Annotated in this window: 13 protein-coding genes; 6 read left to right on the top strand and 7 right to left on the bottom strand. The window is 41.9% G+C overall.

All coding sequences use genetic code 11. The annotated features are described in order from the left end of the window. Positions 1-63: 63 nt before the first annotated feature. The 3 genes from AN213_RS09815 to AN213_RS09805 all read right to left on the bottom strand — a co-directional run bounded on the left by AN213_RS09815 (position 64) and on the right by AN213_RS09805 (position 4036). Positions 64-1248, bottom strand: a complete 1185-nt coding sequence (locus tag AN213_RS09815; protein ID WP_055198500.1) for an alpha/beta hydrolase-fold protein — start codon at positions 1246-1248, stop codon at positions 64-66. Between the two features lie 101 nt (positions 1249-1349). Next, positions 1350-3170 (bottom strand): glutamine--fructose-6-phosphate transaminase (isomerizing), encoded by a 1821-nt coding sequence (gene glmS / locus AN213_RS09810; protein ID WP_055198498.1) that lies wholly within the window; start codon positions 3168-3170, stop codon positions 1350-1352. A gap of 95 nt (positions 3171-3265) precedes the next feature. Next, positions 3266-4036 carry a DeoR/GlpR family DNA-binding transcription regulator gene (locus tag AN213_RS09805; RefSeq protein WP_054552250.1) on the bottom strand — a complete coding sequence of 257 codons (771 nt, stop codon included), beginning with the start codon at positions 4034-4036 and terminating at the stop codon, positions 3266-3268. A gap of 155 nt (positions 4037-4191) precedes the next feature. Here AN213_RS09805 and AN213_RS09800 point away from each other — a divergent pair, with 155 nt between their 5' ends. Continuing rightward, the gene (locus tag AN213_RS09800; protein WP_055198496.1) at positions 4192-4719 is read left to right on the top strand and encodes a sugar O-acetyltransferase; all 528 of its coding nucleotides are present in this window, start codon (positions 4192-4194) and stop codon (positions 4717-4719) included. A 61-nt stretch (positions 4720-4780) separates the two neighbouring features. Here the strand turns inward: AN213_RS09800 and AN213_RS20380 are convergent, their stop codons facing one another. The 4 genes from AN213_RS20380 to AN213_RS09775 all read right to left on the bottom strand — a co-directional run bounded on the left by AN213_RS20380 (position 4781) and on the right by AN213_RS09775 (position 11299). Continuing rightward, a complete protein-coding gene (locus AN213_RS20380; protein WP_236702907.1) occupies positions 4781-5389 on the bottom strand; it encodes a tol-pal system YbgF family protein in 609 nt (202 codons plus the stop codon). A 1545-nt stretch (positions 5390-6934) separates the two neighbouring features. Next, a complete protein-coding gene (locus AN213_RS09785; protein WP_055198490.1) occupies positions 6935-9331 on the bottom strand; it encodes an ABC transporter permease in 2397 nt (798 codons plus the stop codon). Position 9332: 1 nt separating this feature from the next. Beyond that, a complete protein-coding gene (locus tag AN213_RS09780; protein ID WP_054552246.1) occupies positions 9333-10034 on the bottom strand; it encodes an ABC transporter ATP-binding protein in 702 nt (233 codons plus the stop codon). An 11-nt stretch (positions 10035-10045) separates the two neighbouring features. Then, positions 10046-11299: an efflux RND transporter periplasmic adaptor subunit gene (locus tag AN213_RS09775; RefSeq protein WP_055198488.1), complete on the bottom strand. Its 1254-nt coding sequence runs from the start codon at positions 11297-11299 to the stop codon at positions 10046-10048. Positions 11300-11529: 230 nt separating this feature from the next. On the opposite strand from AN213_RS09775, the gene AN213_RS09770 reads away from it, so the two are divergent. The 5 genes from AN213_RS09770 (at position 11530) to AN213_RS09750 (ending at position 17070) form a co-directional block, all read left to right on the top strand. Beyond that, entirely contained in the window at positions 11530-12933 is a 1404-nt protein-coding gene (locus tag AN213_RS09770; RefSeq protein ID WP_055198486.1) for a sigma-54 dependent transcriptional regulator, read from the top strand. A 3-nt stretch (positions 12934-12936) separates the two neighbouring features. Beyond that, positions 12937-14241, top strand: a complete 1305-nt coding sequence (locus AN213_RS09765; RefSeq protein WP_055198484.1) for a PAS domain-containing sensor histidine kinase — start codon at positions 12937-12939, stop codon at positions 14239-14241. Positions 14242-14326: 85 nt separating this feature from the next. Further along, positions 14327-14866 (top strand): hypothetical protein, encoded by a 540-nt coding sequence (locus tag AN213_RS09760; RefSeq protein WP_150114707.1) that lies wholly within the window; start codon positions 14327-14329, stop codon positions 14864-14866. A gap of 118 nt (positions 14867-14984) precedes the next feature. Continuing rightward, entirely contained in the window at positions 14985-16262 is a 1278-nt protein-coding gene (locus tag AN213_RS09755) for a LysM peptidoglycan-binding domain-containing protein (RefSeq protein ID WP_055198482.1), read from the top strand. A gap of 91 nt (positions 16263-16353) precedes the next feature. Continuing rightward, complete coding sequence (locus AN213_RS09750) at positions 16354-17070, top strand: hypothetical protein (RefSeq protein WP_054563029.1); 717 nt, start codon at positions 16354-16356, stop codon at positions 17068-17070. The last annotated feature ends 85 nt before the right edge of the window (positions 17071-17155 follow it).

The raw sequence follows: 17155 nt of genomic DNA, 5'->3' as shown, positions 1-17155 counted from the left end.
TTATGATAATTGCTCAATATTAAAGGGGCGCTTAAAAAGCCAACAGCTAAGTTGGCCATATTATTAAACCTTACTCAACTGTGCTTCTAACCTCGTTTTTGTTTCTTTTAAGTAATCTAGATAGGGATACGAGTCATCAGCTACGGCTATTGCAGCCTCGATTTGAACTAATGCTTGGCGAGTATTACCTAGCATTTCATAGCCATATGACAAAGCTGACAGTGCATACGCTGATTTAGGGTAGTTTTTGATATTGTACTTAAACACCTCAATAGCCCGCTCAAATTGCTGGTTATCCGTTAAGCTGTAACCCAGCATCCTAACAGCGCGGTCTGGTGGCGCTATTTGCTCGCCCCATTGCTGAGATAAACGTTGATAATAAGCATCAATTGATGAAACATCATCGCCCAATGCACTCAAAGGCATATGTTTAGATAAAAATAAGCCATGGTACGCATTAAATGCCCCAGCAGCTGAGGTTAGGTTATGCGAAACGCCTGCAAAGGCATCGCTCTTAAAGCGCAGATTTTGCGCTTTACTATTTTGCATCGTTTGCTGCATACCATCGTATCTTTCGCGCATAATGCCGGCTTCTTCACCGATATTCATATATACATAGCTGTTAATACTTTTAGCTTTGGTAACAAAGGTATTTAGACTCTTAGCCGGGGCGCCATAGTTCCACCATACTGCAGGGCTATAAGCAATGTGCGCTTGAAATAACTCTGGGTCAGCCTGCATTGCGTAAAGAGCAAATACACCCGCAGCAGAGGCTCCTGCAATAACTCTATAATCATGAGTACGATACTGTTTATTAACCAAAGGCATTAGTTCTTGCTCTACAAAAGCTAAAAACTTTGCTGCACCACCGCCTTCGCCAACAGGCCCTTGTGGTTCTTTGTTCACTGTCGGATAAAAATCTCTAAGTCGATTAGTACTTTCAATTGCAACTACAATCACCTCTGGCGCTTGATCATTTTCTTGTAAGCGTTCAAGCACAGCATTAATCAATGGTAAATTACCGGCCCCATCTAAACGGTAAATAACGGGATACTTTTTGTTGGGATGTGTTTGATAGCTTTTTGGCAATTGCACAACGACAGTGCGTTGCTCACTAAGATTACTTGATTCGATAGTATGCGTATGTTGGCTGTAATGTGTAACCGCCTCATCTGCAGCTGGTTGGGCCATTACAAGACTAGTACAGAGTAAAAAACCACTAATACAGAATAACTTAAATAGTCGCACGACTTATCCTTAAGAAATATTGGTAATTTTTTAAGCTAACAGAATTGCAGGTACAAAAAAAGGCGCATATTGCGCCCTTAATAAAATATAAAACTCTAAACTTACTCAACCGTAACCGATTTTGCTAGGTTTCGAGGTTGGTCTACGTCGGTGCCTTTAATCACCGCAACGTAGTATGAAAGTAGCTGCAATGGAATTGTATATACAACTGGAGCAATCACGTCATCTACATGGTTTACGTTGATTACACGCATTGTTTCGTCAGATTCAAACGCTGAGTCTTTGTCTGCGAATACATAGATAATACCGCCACGGGCACGTACTTCTTCTACGTTTGATTTAAGCTTTTCAAGTAGTTCGTTGTTTGGTGCTACAACAATGATAGGCATGTCAGCATCAATCAACGCAAGAGGGCCATGCTTAAGCTCACCCGCTGCGTATGCTTCTGCGTGAATGTACGAAATTTCTTTCAGCTTAAGCGCACCTTCCATCGCGATTGGGTATTGTGAACCACGACCTAAGAACAGTGAGTGGTGCTTATCAGCAAACTCTTCAGCTAAATCTTCAATCCCTTCTGCAAGCAATAATGCTTCTTCTAACTTGTTAGGAAGTGTTTTGATTGCATTCACAATCGCACTTTGATCTAAGCCTTTTTCTTGGGCAATAGATGCTGTTAGCATTAGTAAGCCAACAAGTTGTGTGGTGAAGGCTTTAGTTGATGCAACACCAATTTCAGCACCGGCTTTAGTCATAAAGGCTAAATCAGATTCACGTACTAACGATGAACCCGGCACGTTACAAATGGTCATTGACGCCATGTAACCTTGCTGTTTTGCAAGACGAAGTGCAGCAAGCGTATCGGCTGTTTCACCAGACTGTGAAATGGTCACAAGTAAGCTGTTTTCATGTACAAATGATTCGCGGTAACGGAACTCAGAGGCAATCTCAACGTTACAGCTTACGCCTGCAAACTGCTCAAGCCAGTAACGAGCAACCATGCCTGAGTGATATGATGTACCGCAGGCAATAATTTGTACGTGTTTTACATCTTTAAAGATTTGCTGAGCACTATCGCCGAAGGCATCAATCGCTACAGTATCATTAACTAGGCGGCCATCAAGCGTGTTACGTACAGCAAGTGGCTGCTCGTAAATTTCTTTCAGCATGTAGTGACGATATTCGCCTTTACCTGATGCATCTTGCGTAATGTTTGATTCAATCACTTCGCGCTCTACTGCGTCGCCGTTTGCATCAAAGATTTCAACACTGTCGCGAGTAATACGAGCAACATCGCCTTCTTCAAGGTAAATAAAGCTACGTGTAACAGGTAATAGAGCAAGTTGGTCAGAGGCAATAAAGTTTTCGCCAAGACCTAAACCAATCACCAGTGGGCTACCAGAGCGCGCTACGATGATTTCGTTGTCGTTCGCTTTATCAAAAACAACGGTACCAAATGCACCTTCAAACTGCTTCACAGCAGCCTGTACTGCAGCTAAAAGCGTATCGTGTTGTTGGCGAAGTTGGTGAATAAGGTGCACCATAACTTCAGTGTCAGTTTCTGATAAAAACTCATAACCGTCGCCTTTAAGCGCATCACGTAGACTGGCATGGTTTTCGATAATACCGTTATGAACTAGGGCAATTTCGCTGTTCGAAACATGTGGGTGAGCATTCGCTTCAGTGACACCACCATGAGTTGCCCAGCGTGTATGTGCGATACCTGTAGTACCATTTACTGCTGCATCATTCAGTGCCGCTTCAAGATTAGCAACCTTACCTACTGCTTTTACAGTGTTAAGCTCAGTACCTTTAAGTAAAGCCACACCAGCCGAATCATAGCCACGGTATTCAAGGCGTTTAAGGCCTTCTACAAGAATTTTATTTACTGGGCGTTCTGCAACAGCCCCAACGATTCCACACATAATTTCTCCTTTTGCACATGCCAAAGCGTTCTACTTTGGGCGGTATGTGTTGTCATAAATGATGCGTAATAAGGTGTTGTCGGTCTTATTACGGGTTATTCAATTTCTGCACAGATCAGCTGTACACCACATGCTGTTATCGCCTCGCGCTTGTCTGCGCTTAGGTTGTTGTCTGTGATAACAGTGGTTACGCGCTGCCAAGGCAGTTCTAAATTCGGTATTCTTCGGCCAATTTTTTCTGACTCAACCAGCACCACTACCTCACGGGCAGCTTCAGCCATCACTTGGCTAAGCCCCACTAATTCATTGAAGGTTGTAGTACCTCTATCAATATCAATGCCATCGGCACCAATAAAGAGCTGGTCAAAGTCGTAAGAGCGTAGAACATTCTCAGCAACTTGGCCCTGAAACGATTCTGAATGTGGATCCCAAGTTCCGCCGGTCATCAAAAGTGTTGGCTCATTTTCTAATGAAAGCAGCCGGTTAGCGACATTAATAGCATTTGTCATCACCACTAAACCGCGCTTACTAGCAAGCTCTGGGATCATCGCTGCTGTAGTGCGGCCGCTATCAATGATGATGCGGTTATGATCTTTAATAAGCTTTGCAGCCGCTTGGGCGATTGCCATTTTGCGAAGCGAGTCGCTTTTCTCGTTGCTATTTGCAACGATTTCTTGCGGCAGTGCAATGGCACCACCATAACGGCGTAGCAACAAGCCACTTTTTTCAAGGGCTGTCAGATCTTTACGTATCGTCACTTCAGAAGTTTGAAACTGCTCTGCTAACGCTTCAACAGCAACTTCACCAAGTTCATTCACTTGGCTTAAGATAGTATGGCGACGTTGTTGAGTGTTTCGTTTTGTCATAAAGTGAATTACATAAGTTTCGTTTCGAAAGTTGTGAGATTTTAAACGAAACAATATAAATGGCAAGTGAATACTCGTTAGCCTACACAGGTTTAATTTTGATCTTCATCACCAACACGCTAAGCTATTAGCAAATATAACCATGAAAATGCCCGATGAAAGAGTTTAATAGCCTCGATAAGCCCTTACTCGAACAACGAAAAAATACCCATGAAATTTGCCGTTTATTTGCCAAAAGCCCAAGTAAAGGCAATTTAAAACGTCTAAGAGGCATGTTTGCCCACTGTGGCGAGCAGGTTGTTATAGAAGCGGGTTTTCATTGTGATTACGGTAGTGGTATTAAAATAGGTGATCGAACCTTCATAAATATTAACTGTACTGTGCTCGATGCGCCGTTATCTGATGTGCAAATTACGATAGGTGATGACTGCTTAATAGGCCCTAATGTACAAATACTCGCGGTATCGCATGCAGTAAACCCAACCGAGCGTTTAGCAAAAGCTAACTTTGCAGCACCGATTAGCATTGGCAACAATGTATGGATTGGTGCAGGCGCGATTATACTTGCGGGTATTATAGTTGCTGATAATTCAGTGATTGGCGCAGGGGCAATAGTTACCAAAGATGTCGCGGCAAATACTTTAGTAGCGGGTAACCCTGCGGTGAAGGTCAAAGACCTTTAAGCCTATATTTACGCGCTAAAGCACGCTCTACATAGGTTTTATAGCAATAAAAAGGCAAAGGCTAGCTTACAATACCTAATTCAACCCTTAATTGCTCAATATCTTCATGTTGCTCAAAATACTGCACAACAGCTTGTATCTGTTGCTGCTTTATACCGTCAAAACTATCGGTTAAGTAACCTTTAATCTCACTAAAGTTCCACGCTAATTTTACTTCCGCTGGGATTGCGGTTAAAGCAGTAAACACCTCTTCAATCGTTTTATCGTCAAGTAAAAAGCGAATAAACTGCATCACGGCTAAGTGCTCTGGGTTATCTGAGTATTTTTCTGCCTCTGCAACACGAATAAGGACTTGTGCTGGCGTTTCATAAAGTAAAGCTAGTTCAGCTATATTTGCTCTTGTGTTAGCTATAGTTTTTTGAACCCCTTCATTCGATGAGTCTTTGAACTGCTCAATCAAGGTTGCGGAGCTACTGATTGCATCCTCAAGCTTGCCTTGCTGACCATAAGTAGCGCCTTGGTTACACATCGCTTTAGCCACTTGGATTTGAATCTCTTCATTCGATGAGTCTTTGAATTGATCAATCAAGGTTGCGTAGCTGTTGAGCTCGTCATCAGGTTTACCTTGCTGATTATAAGCAACGCCTTGGTTACACATCGCTTTAGCCACTNTGAGTCTTTGAACTGCTCAATCAAGGTTGCGTAACTGTTGAGCTCGTCATCAGGCTTACCTAGCCTCCCATAAGTAACACCTTGGTTACACATCGCGGCAGCCACTTGGATTTGAATCTCTTCATTCGATGAGTCTTTGAACTGCTCAATCAAGGTTGCGTAGCTGTTGAGCTCGTCATCAGGCTTACCTAGCCTCCCATAAGTAACACCTTGGTTAACCATTGTAATGGCATACAGCTTAGGCTCTTGTTCGCTGTCAACTAACCTTAAAACATTGTCCCAAGCATTAAGCGCTTCGTCATATTCATTACTTGAAAACGCCTTTAAACCCGCTTTAAACCATTCTTGAGCTGTTTGATATACTCTCGGTTTGTTATGTTTGGTAGTTGTATTGTCTTCTTTATTTCTTTTCGAGGTCACAACATCTTTGTTTTCTGCTAAGAGGGCGTCCCAAGCTAGTTGCTGTTCTTGCTTGATTTTTTCCAGTGCATCCCTTGCCTCTGCTTCTAATTTCTCAGCTCGCTCTTTTAGCTGAAGACTCACATTTTTAAGTTCAGTTTTGGCATCTGCAATTAATTTACCTTTATTATCTAGTAACCACTTTTCCATATGGCTTTCTGAGGCTGTATTAGCAGCCTGCTTTGCTTCGTATACCGCTCTATTTTTTGCACTAAAACCGAGTGCGATTGCAGCAACCGTGATAATCAAACCAAATAGGGTAAATGCCATTCCCCACATATTCGTATTACTTGCTATGTCAGAAATCCGCCCATTGAACCCATTCAATTGATTAGTTTGCAGCTTTTCTTGCGTTTCGAGTTTTGTTTGTAAACTGGCTAACTGAGTTTTTAACTTTTGCTGAGTGTTTTCAAGGAGCTTAACATCATTACCAAGTGACTTTTGTACTTCTAGCCCCTCATCCAACCGAGCAAGCTGACTTTGCATTCTAAATATTTGCTGGTAGACCAAGTCATTACTATTTTTTGCTTTATCTATTACTGCCGCTTCATTGATAGGCCTTGTAGAAGGTATATTTTCAGCAAAAGCTGCGCTAGACAGACTCCAAAAAAATAAAAATAGTAAGAAAAAACGCATTAATCATCCTTAGAATTAGTTTGCTTTGCCAAAACGACGACTTAACTACACATAAACCAGCCTAATGTAACCAAGTTTTGTAACACATACCAGCGAAAGCCTATCACTTCTGAAATAGTGCGCCCTTGTAAATTTGGCTACTTTTCTTGTCATGTGGCAAACTTACCTGAAAACAAAAATAGAACTTACCACACCCGCAATTTCTCTTTACGCACTAAAGCACGTCCTACGTAGATTGTCATTTATGGTGGCAAAGAATACACACTAACGCGCTAAAGCACGTCCTACCGTAGGTCGTCATTTATGGCGACAAAAAATACATACTAACGCGCTAAAGCACTCCTTGCCGAAGATCGCCATGTATGGCAATAACACTCCAAACAGGTATTTAGCGAGTAAAAAAAGCCCAGCTGTATTGCTGGGCTTATAGTTGGGAGTTAGTTAACTGTTATTCATATCGTAAGATAAGTGATGGTCTGGTGCTTGCGGCCTTAAAGGCTAAGCTTGCAACGGTAACCCAAGTAATGGCGGCCACCGCGACGGCGGCAACTAAATACACCCATACAGCCTGTTCAATGCGGTCATTAAAGTTTGCTAACCAATCACCAACTAACAAGTAAGTCACTGGATACGCAATAGCAATACTCACGCCCACCAGCACTAAGAACTCTTTAGCAATGATATTTACGATACTGATGCGTGATGCACCTAGCACTTTTCGAACGGCCACTTCTTTTTGACGACGCACTGTTGCAAACGAAGCCAAACCAAAGGTACCTAAACAAGTTAAGAACACAGCAAGACCAGTAAAGATTAAAACCACATTCGAAATTCGCTCATCACCTTTTAACAGAGTTTTATAGTTGTCTGCGAGTAAGTTAATTTTTGGCTCATAGATATTGGCTGAGCTTGCTAATACTTCAGCGATCTGAGCTTTAATGTAAGGCAAGTTTTGCTGATCAATCGTTAAAATTAATTCTGATACAGGTGATAAAAAGTTAAAACCACACAAGAACATGATATTAGAGTTGGCATCTTTAGCATTACCTACTTTTACATCTTCAACCACACCCACAACACGCATATCTACGCCGCGACCTGAGTCTTTAATGACCTTACCAATAATGTCACTCATGTTAGTGTAACCCGCTTGCCTTGCGACAGATTCAGTCACGATGGTGCCCGTACTTGTTACTCCATTTTCACGGCTTGCCCAATCACCAGCAAATTCACGACTAAAGTCACGACCAGCAACCAGTTTTAATCCTAGTGTTTTTACAACATCGTAGCTTGCGCCAACAACAGGCGTTAAGCTGCCAGACGCTTCACCATTTGGCCACGTTGGCATAAGTGTATTATTGATTGAAACGGTTAAACGGGTATCAATAACTGTTGTTTGCTGTACGCCTTGAATTGCACTAATACGGTTAACTAAGGCATTTTTTTCTTTTGTGAATACTTCGCCTACAGATAGCTCCGAAATAACCAATCTTTGTGTTGTTTCATAGCCTAAAGGTAAGCTTTGTAAGTAAGTTAATTGCTTTAACAAGGTAATAGAGGCAATGATTAAACCTATTGCTAGCGAAGCCTGTAAGGTTAGTAAGCTCTTACGAACCCATATTGCAGTATTACCACGTTGTAAGTCTCCACTTAAAACGCGTTTTGCACTGAATGACGAAATAAAGAATGCAGGATAAAGCCCAGCTAATATACCCACAGCAATTGCGACCACAATAATTGCAATGCCAAATTCAGAGGCATAATTCACGCCCAATTCGCGGTCTACTAGTTGGTTAAAGTTTGGTAAAAATAGCTCCACTAAAGCACATGCAATCACCATTGAAAGCATTGATACCAACACAGATTCAGATAAAAACTGCGTCACTAACTGGCCTTTACTTGCGCCAAGCGCTTTACGCACACCCACTTCTTTTGCACGTTTAGTCGATTGAGCGACGGTCATATTGATAAAGTTAAAACCTGCAATAAGAATCAGTAACACACTTAAACCAACACAGATCATCACCACTTGTTTAGCACCACCCGCTTTCATCTCAAACGGTGATTTAGCCGTTAGGTGCAAATCAAGTAATGGATGCAGCTCTAAACTAACTTGCTCCAACATAGAACCGCTAAAAAAGCGTTCTGTTAAGGTTTTAGCTAATGCATCTGTATCGGTGCCCTCTGCTACACGCATATAAACATAACTACTGTTGATATCTATTTCGCTTGGATCATGCTTAACATAAACAAGGCTTTTAAAGGCAAAGTGAGTGTTGTCTGCTAAGTCTGCAAACACGGCACGCACTGTGTATTGTCCTTTTTCATGCGTAAGTGTTTCACCAATCACATCGGTGCGACCAAAAATGCGCAGTGCTTCTGATTCACTTAAAGCTAGGCTGTCTGGTGTACTCATTGCTGTTGTTAAGTCACCCGCAATCGTCTTCATAGCAATAAAGTTTTCAATATTTGCTGTAGCACCATATAAGGCATTTAACTTATAGCCTTGGTTGCGGTAACTCACATCAACCATGGCTTCACGAGTCAACTCGACCATAGTTAATCCGAACACTTCTTCAACTTGGCTGTAATCTTCGGCCTGCTTTGACTGCACATAATTAAAAATAGGCACCACAGCTAAACCAAGTTTTGAGAAGTCTTGTCCAACGCGATAAACACGCTCAGCATGTGGCTGTTGGCTATCGTACGAAAGCTCATTTTTTGCAAACAAAGCAACTAGAATTGCCGCAGCTAAGCCCACACTTAAACCCAGAACATTTAAAATAAAGTGCTGTTTTTGGTTTTTAAACGCACGCAGCGCGGTGATCAGATAACTTAAAATCATGTTATGCCACCTCTGCTGTTTGTTGAACACGGTTAGCTTTATCTACCATCACTTGGCCATCAAGTAAGCGCACTAAACGGTCAGCATAATTGCCTTCTTTTTCTGAGTGAGTAACCACAATTACCGTGGTACCTTCACGATTTAGCTCACGTAGCATCGCCATGACTTCATCACCATTTTTTGAATCAAGGTTACCCGTAGGCTCATCCGCTAAGATTAGTTTTGGATTAATCACCAGAGCTCTGGCTACTGCTACACGTTGCTGCTGACCACCCGATAGCTGCTGTGGTAAGTGATCTGCTCTATGGTCGATTGCAACACGTTTTAAAATTTCTTCTACTCGCTGTTTACGTTCACTTTTTGAGATATTTTGATACTGTAATGGCAGCTCAACGTTTTCAAATACTGTTAATTCATCAATTAAGTTAAAGCTTTGGAAAACAAAACCAATCGACGCTTTTCTAAGTGCCGCTAATTGCTTTTCACCAAACCCTGCGATGTCTTCACCTAAAAATTCAAAACTGCCTGCCGATGGCGAATCCAACATACCTAAAATAGAGAGTAATGTTGATTTACCACAGCCAGATGGCCCCATAATGGCAAGAAACTCGCCTTCGTTTACATGTAAGTTAATGTTATTAAGCGCTGTTGTTTCAACATCTTGAGTACGGAACACGCGTGATAAGTTAGTTAATTTAATCATTGTTTTTATCCTTAAAATTGTAGTTGTTGTGCTTTATCAAAGTTGCTGTAGCTAGAGGTGATCACGCGATCTCCGGCGCTTAGGCCACTTAACACTTCATAATAGTTTTGATTCTTTTTGCCAAGACGAATGTCTTTTCGTACTGCACGATTGCCATCTTTTTCCATGACATAAACCCAGTTACCCCCTGAGCTGGTAAAAAATGCGCCGCGTTCAAGTAATAAAGCAGTGCCTTTGCTATCACCTAGCATCAGCTGTACATCTAGGCTTTGCCCACGCTTTATGTTGCTCGTGCCATTAGGTAAATCGACTTCAACCTGAAACTGTGATTGCTGAACACGGCTATCAATTTTGCTAACTGTTGCCGCAATTTCGCCTTGCTCGTGTTCAATAAGCACTTGCATACCTGTTTGAACTTGGCTCAGGTAAAACTCGTCTAGTCTCACAACTAGCTTGTATTCATTAGGAATATCAATCTGCCCTAGGCGAGCACCACGGCCTTTTGATTCACCAATTTCAACATCAAGTTCACTTAAATAACCATCGGCAGGTGCTGTTACGAGTAAGTTTTCAAGGTTCTTACGCGCAAACTGTAGGTTTTTCTCTAGCATGTCGGCACTGTCTTTTAACTGAGCTACCTGAACTTCACGAATGCTGTTTTCTTGCTTTTGACGCTCAAGGGTTAGTTCTTTACGCGCTTTGTAATACGCTAAGTCTTCTTGAATTTCAGATAATTGTTCTTGTGCTAACACACCCGTTTTAACTAGCGGCTGAGTTTGTTTTAAGCGACGCGATAAATGTGTGATTTTAAGATCGATTTCAAGCAAATCTCGGCGTAAGTTTAAACGGCTGGTTTCCATATTCATTTGCGTGTTGCGTAAAAAGTTAAGTTGCTCAGTCACTTGTGCTTCACGGCTCATTACATCAAGCTGCAAATTGGTATTGCTTAAACGCACAAGTGGTTGACCTTTTTTAACAAACTCACCTTGCTCAACAAGTCGCTCTTCGACTTGGCCTCCGGCAATGGTGTCGAGGTAAATTGTAGTGCGAGGCATAACCTGACCACGAAGACTTAAAGCATCAACAAATTCACCTTGTTGTACTGTGCTAATCGTTAAGCTTGTAGCAGTTATTTGCTGGCTACGACCTGTTTGCTCAGTTTGTGTGAAACCATAAGCTGCAGCCGCAACAGCTAAGCATGCCGCTGCAATGACTGATTTCTTAAAAAATGCTTTGTTATTTGAGCGTGTAATTTTCTTATCCATGTTGACGCCTTTAAGTTATCTAGGTGCTAATTACCTATAGATAAAACAACTCTTGTGCCAACTTTTATTTTTATTAAATTACAACAGCTTACATAAAAGCCAATAAAGATGCATATAATCAAGTGTCCGCTTATAGAACACTTCACAGCCCATATATCGTCCATAAATGGACACTCTTACTATTTTCAATTAGTCTTAGTGTTCCCATAAAGGAATAATAATAAATAGCTATGAAACAAGCAGGATCAATTCTTATCGTCGATGATAACCCCGACGTACTTATCGCTGCACGATTACTTTTAAAGCAGCATTATCAGGTTGTAAAAACCACAGATAACCCCTTTGATATCGAAGGTATCATTAACGCACAGCATGAGGCAGATCAGGCTATAGATGTTGTGTTACTCGATATGAACTTCACGCAAGACTCAATTAGTGGCAAAGAAGGATTCTACTGGCTAAAAAAGATCATGAGCCAAGACGCTAACATTGCGGTACTGCTTATGACGGCCTACAGCGATATTCAACTAGCTGTCGAAGCAATTAAAGCTGGTGCCTCTGACTTTATTGCCAAGCCTTGGCAAAATGAGCAATTACTCGGTGCTGTAGCGGCGGCATTTTCACACGCTAAAGACAAACAGCAAGTTGGTAAGCTCACAAAACAAAAGCAGGCCTTGCAGCAGTCAATCGGCAATCAACCATTTGAGTTTTTAGGCCAAAGTGATGCCATGCAGCAGGTTTTTTCGGTTATCGACAAAGCAGCCAACACAGATGCCAACATATTGATTAGTGGCGAAAGTGGCACAGGTAAAGAACTCACTGCCCATGCAATCCACAATGCAAGCCAGCGCCAAAGCCAACCCTTCATAAGCCTAGACATGGGCTCACTAGCCGAAAGCCTGTTTGAAAGCGAACTATTTGGCCATAAAAAAGGGGCGTTTACTGGCGCGAAAGAAGATCGCATTGGCCGATTTGAGCTGGCCCATGGTGGTAGTTTATTTTTAGATGAGCTAGGTAATTTACCGCTTAACCAACAAGTTAAGCTGCTCGCAGCACTACAAAACAGACAAATAACACCGGTTGGTGGCTCTAAAGTCATCGATATTGATATTCGCTTGATCTGTGCAACCAATGAAAACCTCGAACAAGCAGTTTCTGAAGGCAAGTTTAGGCAAGACTTACTGTACCGTGTTAATACCGTAGAGATCCGTTTGCCAGCTCTGCGCGAGCGCAGTGAAGACATTCCATTACTGTGTAACTACTACTTGCAGCACTTTGCACATAAATACAAACGTGAGCTCTCGATTGCGGCATCTGATATGACACGTTTAAGCCAGTATCATTGGCCAGGCAATGTCCGTGAACTTGCCCATGCAATTGAGCGAGCAGTCATTCTCTCTGAAGGCTCAGAGCTCGATATAAGCTCAGTGATAAGCTCACCAAGTGCTGCTGTTAGTACAAGTGAGCTCTCTTCAAGCGCCACTGACTACGACACTTTTGATCTCGAAATCATCGAGCAGAGAACCGTTCGTGCAGCTTTAAAGCATTTTCAAGGGAATGTGAGTCATGCAGCTAAAGCCCTCGGCCTAACACGCGGAGCCATGTATCGTCGTTTAGAAAAATACGGACTGTAATCGATGCGAAATTTTATTAGCTTAGCCTGCCTATTAGCTGCGCTAATTGGTTTATCAATTGCTTTGTTTTGGCAAGTAGAGCAAAGCGGGTTTTCTGCAATTTCGGCACTTTTAGTTATTTTAAATTTGGTATGTGCCGCGCAAATTTTTAATTTATTTAAACGCCAAACAAGGCGTGCAGATATGGTGTTTCGCGCTTTAGCAAATGGAGACAGCACATTAGGCTTTGGCGACCAACACCCAATGCAACAGCAATTTGAGCAGGTTAAACAGCAAATTCAGGCTGCGCGTTTTAATGCAGAGCAACAAGCCCAGTTCTTACAAGCGCTATTAATTCATATCGATTTAGCGGTATTAGTGTGTGATGAACAAGGCACTATTATTGAAAGCAATCCGGCGGTCAGCCGTTTACTTGGACAAGCTGTAAAGCACATCGATGATTTAGGTGTAATAGCCAACCTAGTCCAAGACGCAAAGCAAAATAGCCGTAATACCGTGCCATGGCAAAATGGTGAGCAGCACGATACGCTATCTGTGCAGATCAGTATTGCCGAAATACAAGGTAAAGTTCGTAAAGTGATCAGTTTGCAATCGATTCATGATCAGCTGCAATTAAAAGAGCAACAAGCTTATAAGCGCCTTACCAAAGTACTAACCCATGAAATTGCTAATTCGATTACGCCACTTTCTTCTTTAGCACAAACTTGTACGGCACTGCTGCCAACTGAGCTTAGTTTTGATGATCAGGAAGATAAACAAGACTTGCAACTCGCCCTAACAACACTCGCATCACGAACCGAGCATTTAGGGGAATTTATAGCGCAATTTAAAAAGGTTAGTAGCTTACCCGCCCCACACTTACAGCCACATATTCTGGCAGATCTTGCCAAGCAAGTTGTCGCTCTGCACTCTCAACAAGCTAAGCAGCTTAATATTACGTTGAATTTGTCGGTGCAAAGCCAACAGTTAGTAATGATAGATAGAGGCCAAGTTGAACAAGTAATAATAAACCTGCTTACCAATGCCATTGATGTCCTTAAGCAGCTAAACAATCCAGAGTCAGCAAAGTACATTGAGGTAAGCATTGCACAAAATGCTAATCAGCAACTGTATTTAGAGGTCAGTGACAATGGTACAGGTATCAGCGATCATGTGATTGAGATGATTTTTGTGCCATTTTTTACTACCAAGCAACAAGGTTCAGGAATAGGCTTAAGTTTATCGCGCCAGATCATGCTCAATCATGGCGGCGATCTGGTTTATATCAAACGCCAGCAAGGAGCCTGCTTTCGCTGCGTGTTCGGTTAGCTTACATAGTTAGCACACTTACTTACAATTTGCTAAGGCGCTGTTTGGTATCATGTACCCATTAACGTTTAATGGACTAACCAATATGCGATACCTCGCCTTAGCACTCTTTTCATCACTTGCCTTCATTCCTGCTACAAGCTTTGCTGGTATTTATGACAGCCCTAATATGAACCTGTTTGTTAAATCAGAGCATAATAGTACTGATTCAATCACCTCAGCCGGCATCGAAGTCATGGCTATAAATAACTACAGCAATTTCGGCGCAGCATTTACAACGGCACTAGGCTCAGCAGAAGTATTTACTAAAAAAGGTGATCGGGAGACATTTCTCACCTTAGATAGCGGCATCAAATTTGGTTATTTCAGTGACTTTTTTTTCTATGGCGAAGTGGGCTTAGATTTAATTGAGCTTGCTGTATACGACGACCGAGATGACCACGACTACAGCGACCGCTATGATGACGATCACAATAATATTGATGGCTATGTTGGTGTGGGCATGGGCGTTGACTCAAAGCCATTCAGAATAGAGATCTATGCCAGGGCCCGAGAAATAGACAGCCGCTATTGGGAAGCACAAAACCATGGTTATGCTGGGTTACAAGTTAGTATTTCGTTTTAATTTCAATTGGGTGAGTAAGTTAGCGAGCTGTTAATCTAATGGTCATTTTTAGCTCACCCTATGTTAAGCTTAGGCGCTTTAGTTTACCCGCACCTAAGTTAACGGAGTATTTTAATACGTGTTTTTAAATCGATTTTTAGGCCTTGTTGTTGTTTCTTTTATTGTAACAGGCTGTCAGACTGCCCCTGAGTCACTTCCCGAAAAGAAGCCCATCATCAAAGCCAATCCAGGCACTGTGGTTGCAGAAGCTAAAACAAAACAAGTAGACGCGGTGACACCGCTCAAACCAAGTGAACTTGATGACGTATGGCAGCGTATTCGCATTCAACTGCAGTTTAGCGATTCAAGTCACCCAGATGTGCAAAAGCGCATTGCTTGGTACCTTACTCATCCAAATTACATGGAAGAAATAAGCCGCCGCGCAGCGCCGTATTTGTATCATATCGTTACAGAAGTAGAAAACCGTGACTTACCAATAGAACTCGCTCTAATGCCGCTTATAGAGAGCGATTTTGATGCCAGTGCCTATTCGCACAAACATGCATCGGGTTTATGGCAACTCACTCCCTCAATCGCCAAATACTTCAAAGTAAAAATTACCCCTTGGTATGATGGTCGCCAAGATGTGATCGACAGCACCCGCGCAGCTTTGGATTTTATGGAATACCTTTATAAACGCTTTGATGGCGATTGGTATCACGCTATTGCTGCCTACAATATTGGTGAAGGGCGTGTATTACAGGCAATTGCTCGTAATAAAAAACAAGGTAAGTCGACGGACTTCTTTAGCTTAAAGCTACCATCGCAAACCAAACAATACGTGCCTAAGTTACTAGCCGCAGCACAATTATTAAAGCACCAAAAAATGATATTCCCTGCGATTAAGAATGAGCAGGCTATTGCGACCTTATCAGTAACTGGTGCAGTGATCTTGGCAGACAAAGCGAAATGGCAAGAGCTAGAAGAGCTGAACCATGGCGTTATCCGATACCCAGCGGTGATTGATGCGCCACACATTGTAGTCCCAAAAGATCAGCAAGCAAGTTATCAAACTCTATTAGCTAATCAAAAGAGCAATGATTATAGCCAATGGCAACATTACACAGTTAAACGCGGTGATAGCTTAAGTGTGATTGCAAAGAACTATAAAGTAACAGTTAGCCAACTGAAAACCTTCAATAACCTAAAAACAAACACCATTCGTATTGGTCAAAAACTGATATTACCGCAATTGGCTGATCAACAAATCGAGTATAAGGTGAAATCTGGCGACAGCCTTTGGAAGATTGCAAAGCAATACAAAGTCAGTATCACTAAACTCAAACAATGGAATAACCTTTCAAGAGATAGCTTAAGAGTGGGTGAAAAGCTCACCGTATTTATCTCAAATAGTTAATACCAAATCAGGGAGTTTTACTCCCTGTCTCTTTTATCTATCCAATTAAAGTTGTATCTTTATTAGTCTATAAAAACAACAATTAAAAATTATGGATAATCAGCAACAGGACGCAAGCTGTTCAACCGTTAAAACAGAGCAAAACTCTAACGTTGAAGAGCAAACAAAGACCACCCAGCAAAACACTCAACCAGCCAGCAACCAGCGCAAGGCATGGTTTACCAACGAGCGGCTAAACCTATTTCTCGCACTCTGTGCCATTATAATTTCAGCAGCCTCCTTTTATGCCACATACTTGCAAGCCAACGCCGCAGAACGACAAGTAAAAGCCGCAACCTGGCCATGGCTCGAAGTGATGACGGGGAATTTCAATGAAGAAAAAAATTCTGAAGAAATTACTTTTTACATTAAAAACTCAGGATCAGGCCCAGCCATTATTAAATACGTTAAATTCTTCCACGATGAAAAGTCGTATACAGAGATATTTAAAGTAATAAAAGACTGCTGCTTTGATATCTATGCTTACCAAGAGCAATTAAATAAGTTGCAAAATGAATCACCAGAGATCAATTTTTTTGAAAAATTTGGTTGGTTGTATACCGGCGTTAGTAATAACCGATTATTAGCCTCAGGCGCTGAACTTAATCTCTTTGGTTTTAAGAAAACAGGCTTCAATGCAACTCAGTGGGACAAGGTAAATGACCAACGCTTTAATATCAAAACCGAGATCTGCTACTGCTCGTTGCTAGAACAATGCTACCTAAGCGATGGCCGCGGCGATGTGAGAGAAATACAACAGTGTGAGTGACAACGAGCTATCAGCTTTCAGCCGTCAGCGATCAGCGGATATGTGGAGGTTCTAGGCTCTAGGCTCTAGGCTCTAGGCTCTAGGC

It is taken from the genome of Pseudoalteromonas sp. P1-8 (assembly GCF_001399985.1).
Lineage (GTDB): Bacteria > Pseudomonadota > Gammaproteobacteria > Enterobacterales > Alteromonadaceae > Pseudoalteromonas.
Note: the sequence above shows the minus strand (reverse complement) of the source record. Positions and strands in the feature narration are given on the sequence as shown.

Excerpts from the sequence above, each read along its gene's own strand:
- glmS (WP_055198498.1), bottom strand. The coding sequence starts at position 3,170 with ATGTGTGGAATCGTTGGGGCTGTTGCAGAACGCCCAGTAAATAAAATT.
- AN213_RS09800 (WP_055198496.1), top strand. The coding sequence starts at position 4,192 with ATGAAAGAGTTTAATAGCCTCGATAAGCCCTTACTCGAACAACGAAAA.
- AN213_RS09775 (WP_055198488.1), bottom strand. The coding sequence starts at position 11,299 with ATGGATAAGAAAATTACACGCTCAAATAACAAAGCATTTTTTAAGAAA.
- AN213_RS09765 (WP_055198484.1), top strand. The coding sequence starts at position 12,937 with ATGCGAAATTTTATTAGCTTAGCCTGCCTATTAGCTGCGCTAATTGGT.
- AN213_RS09770 (WP_055198486.1), top strand. The coding sequence starts at position 11,530 with ATGAAACAAGCAGGATCAATTCTTATCGTCGATGATAACCCCGACGTA.
- AN213_RS09805 (WP_054552250.1), bottom strand. The coding sequence starts at position 4,036 with ATGACAAAACGAAACACTCAACAACGTCGCCATACTATCTTAAGCCAA.
- AN213_RS09785 (WP_055198490.1), bottom strand. The coding sequence starts at position 9,331 with ATGATTTTAAGTTATCTGATCACCGCGCTGCGTGCGTTTAAAAACCAA.
- AN213_RS09750 (WP_054563029.1), top strand. The coding sequence starts at position 16,354 with ATGGATAATCAGCAACAGGACGCAAGCTGTTCAACCGTTAAAACAGAG.
- AN213_RS09780 (WP_054552246.1), bottom strand. The coding sequence starts at position 10,034 with ATGATTAAATTAACTAACTTATCACGCGTGTTCCGTACTCAAGATGTT.
- AN213_RS09760 (WP_150114707.1), top strand. The coding sequence starts at position 14,327 with ATGCGATACCTCGCCTTAGCACTCTTTTCATCACTTGCCTTCATTCCT.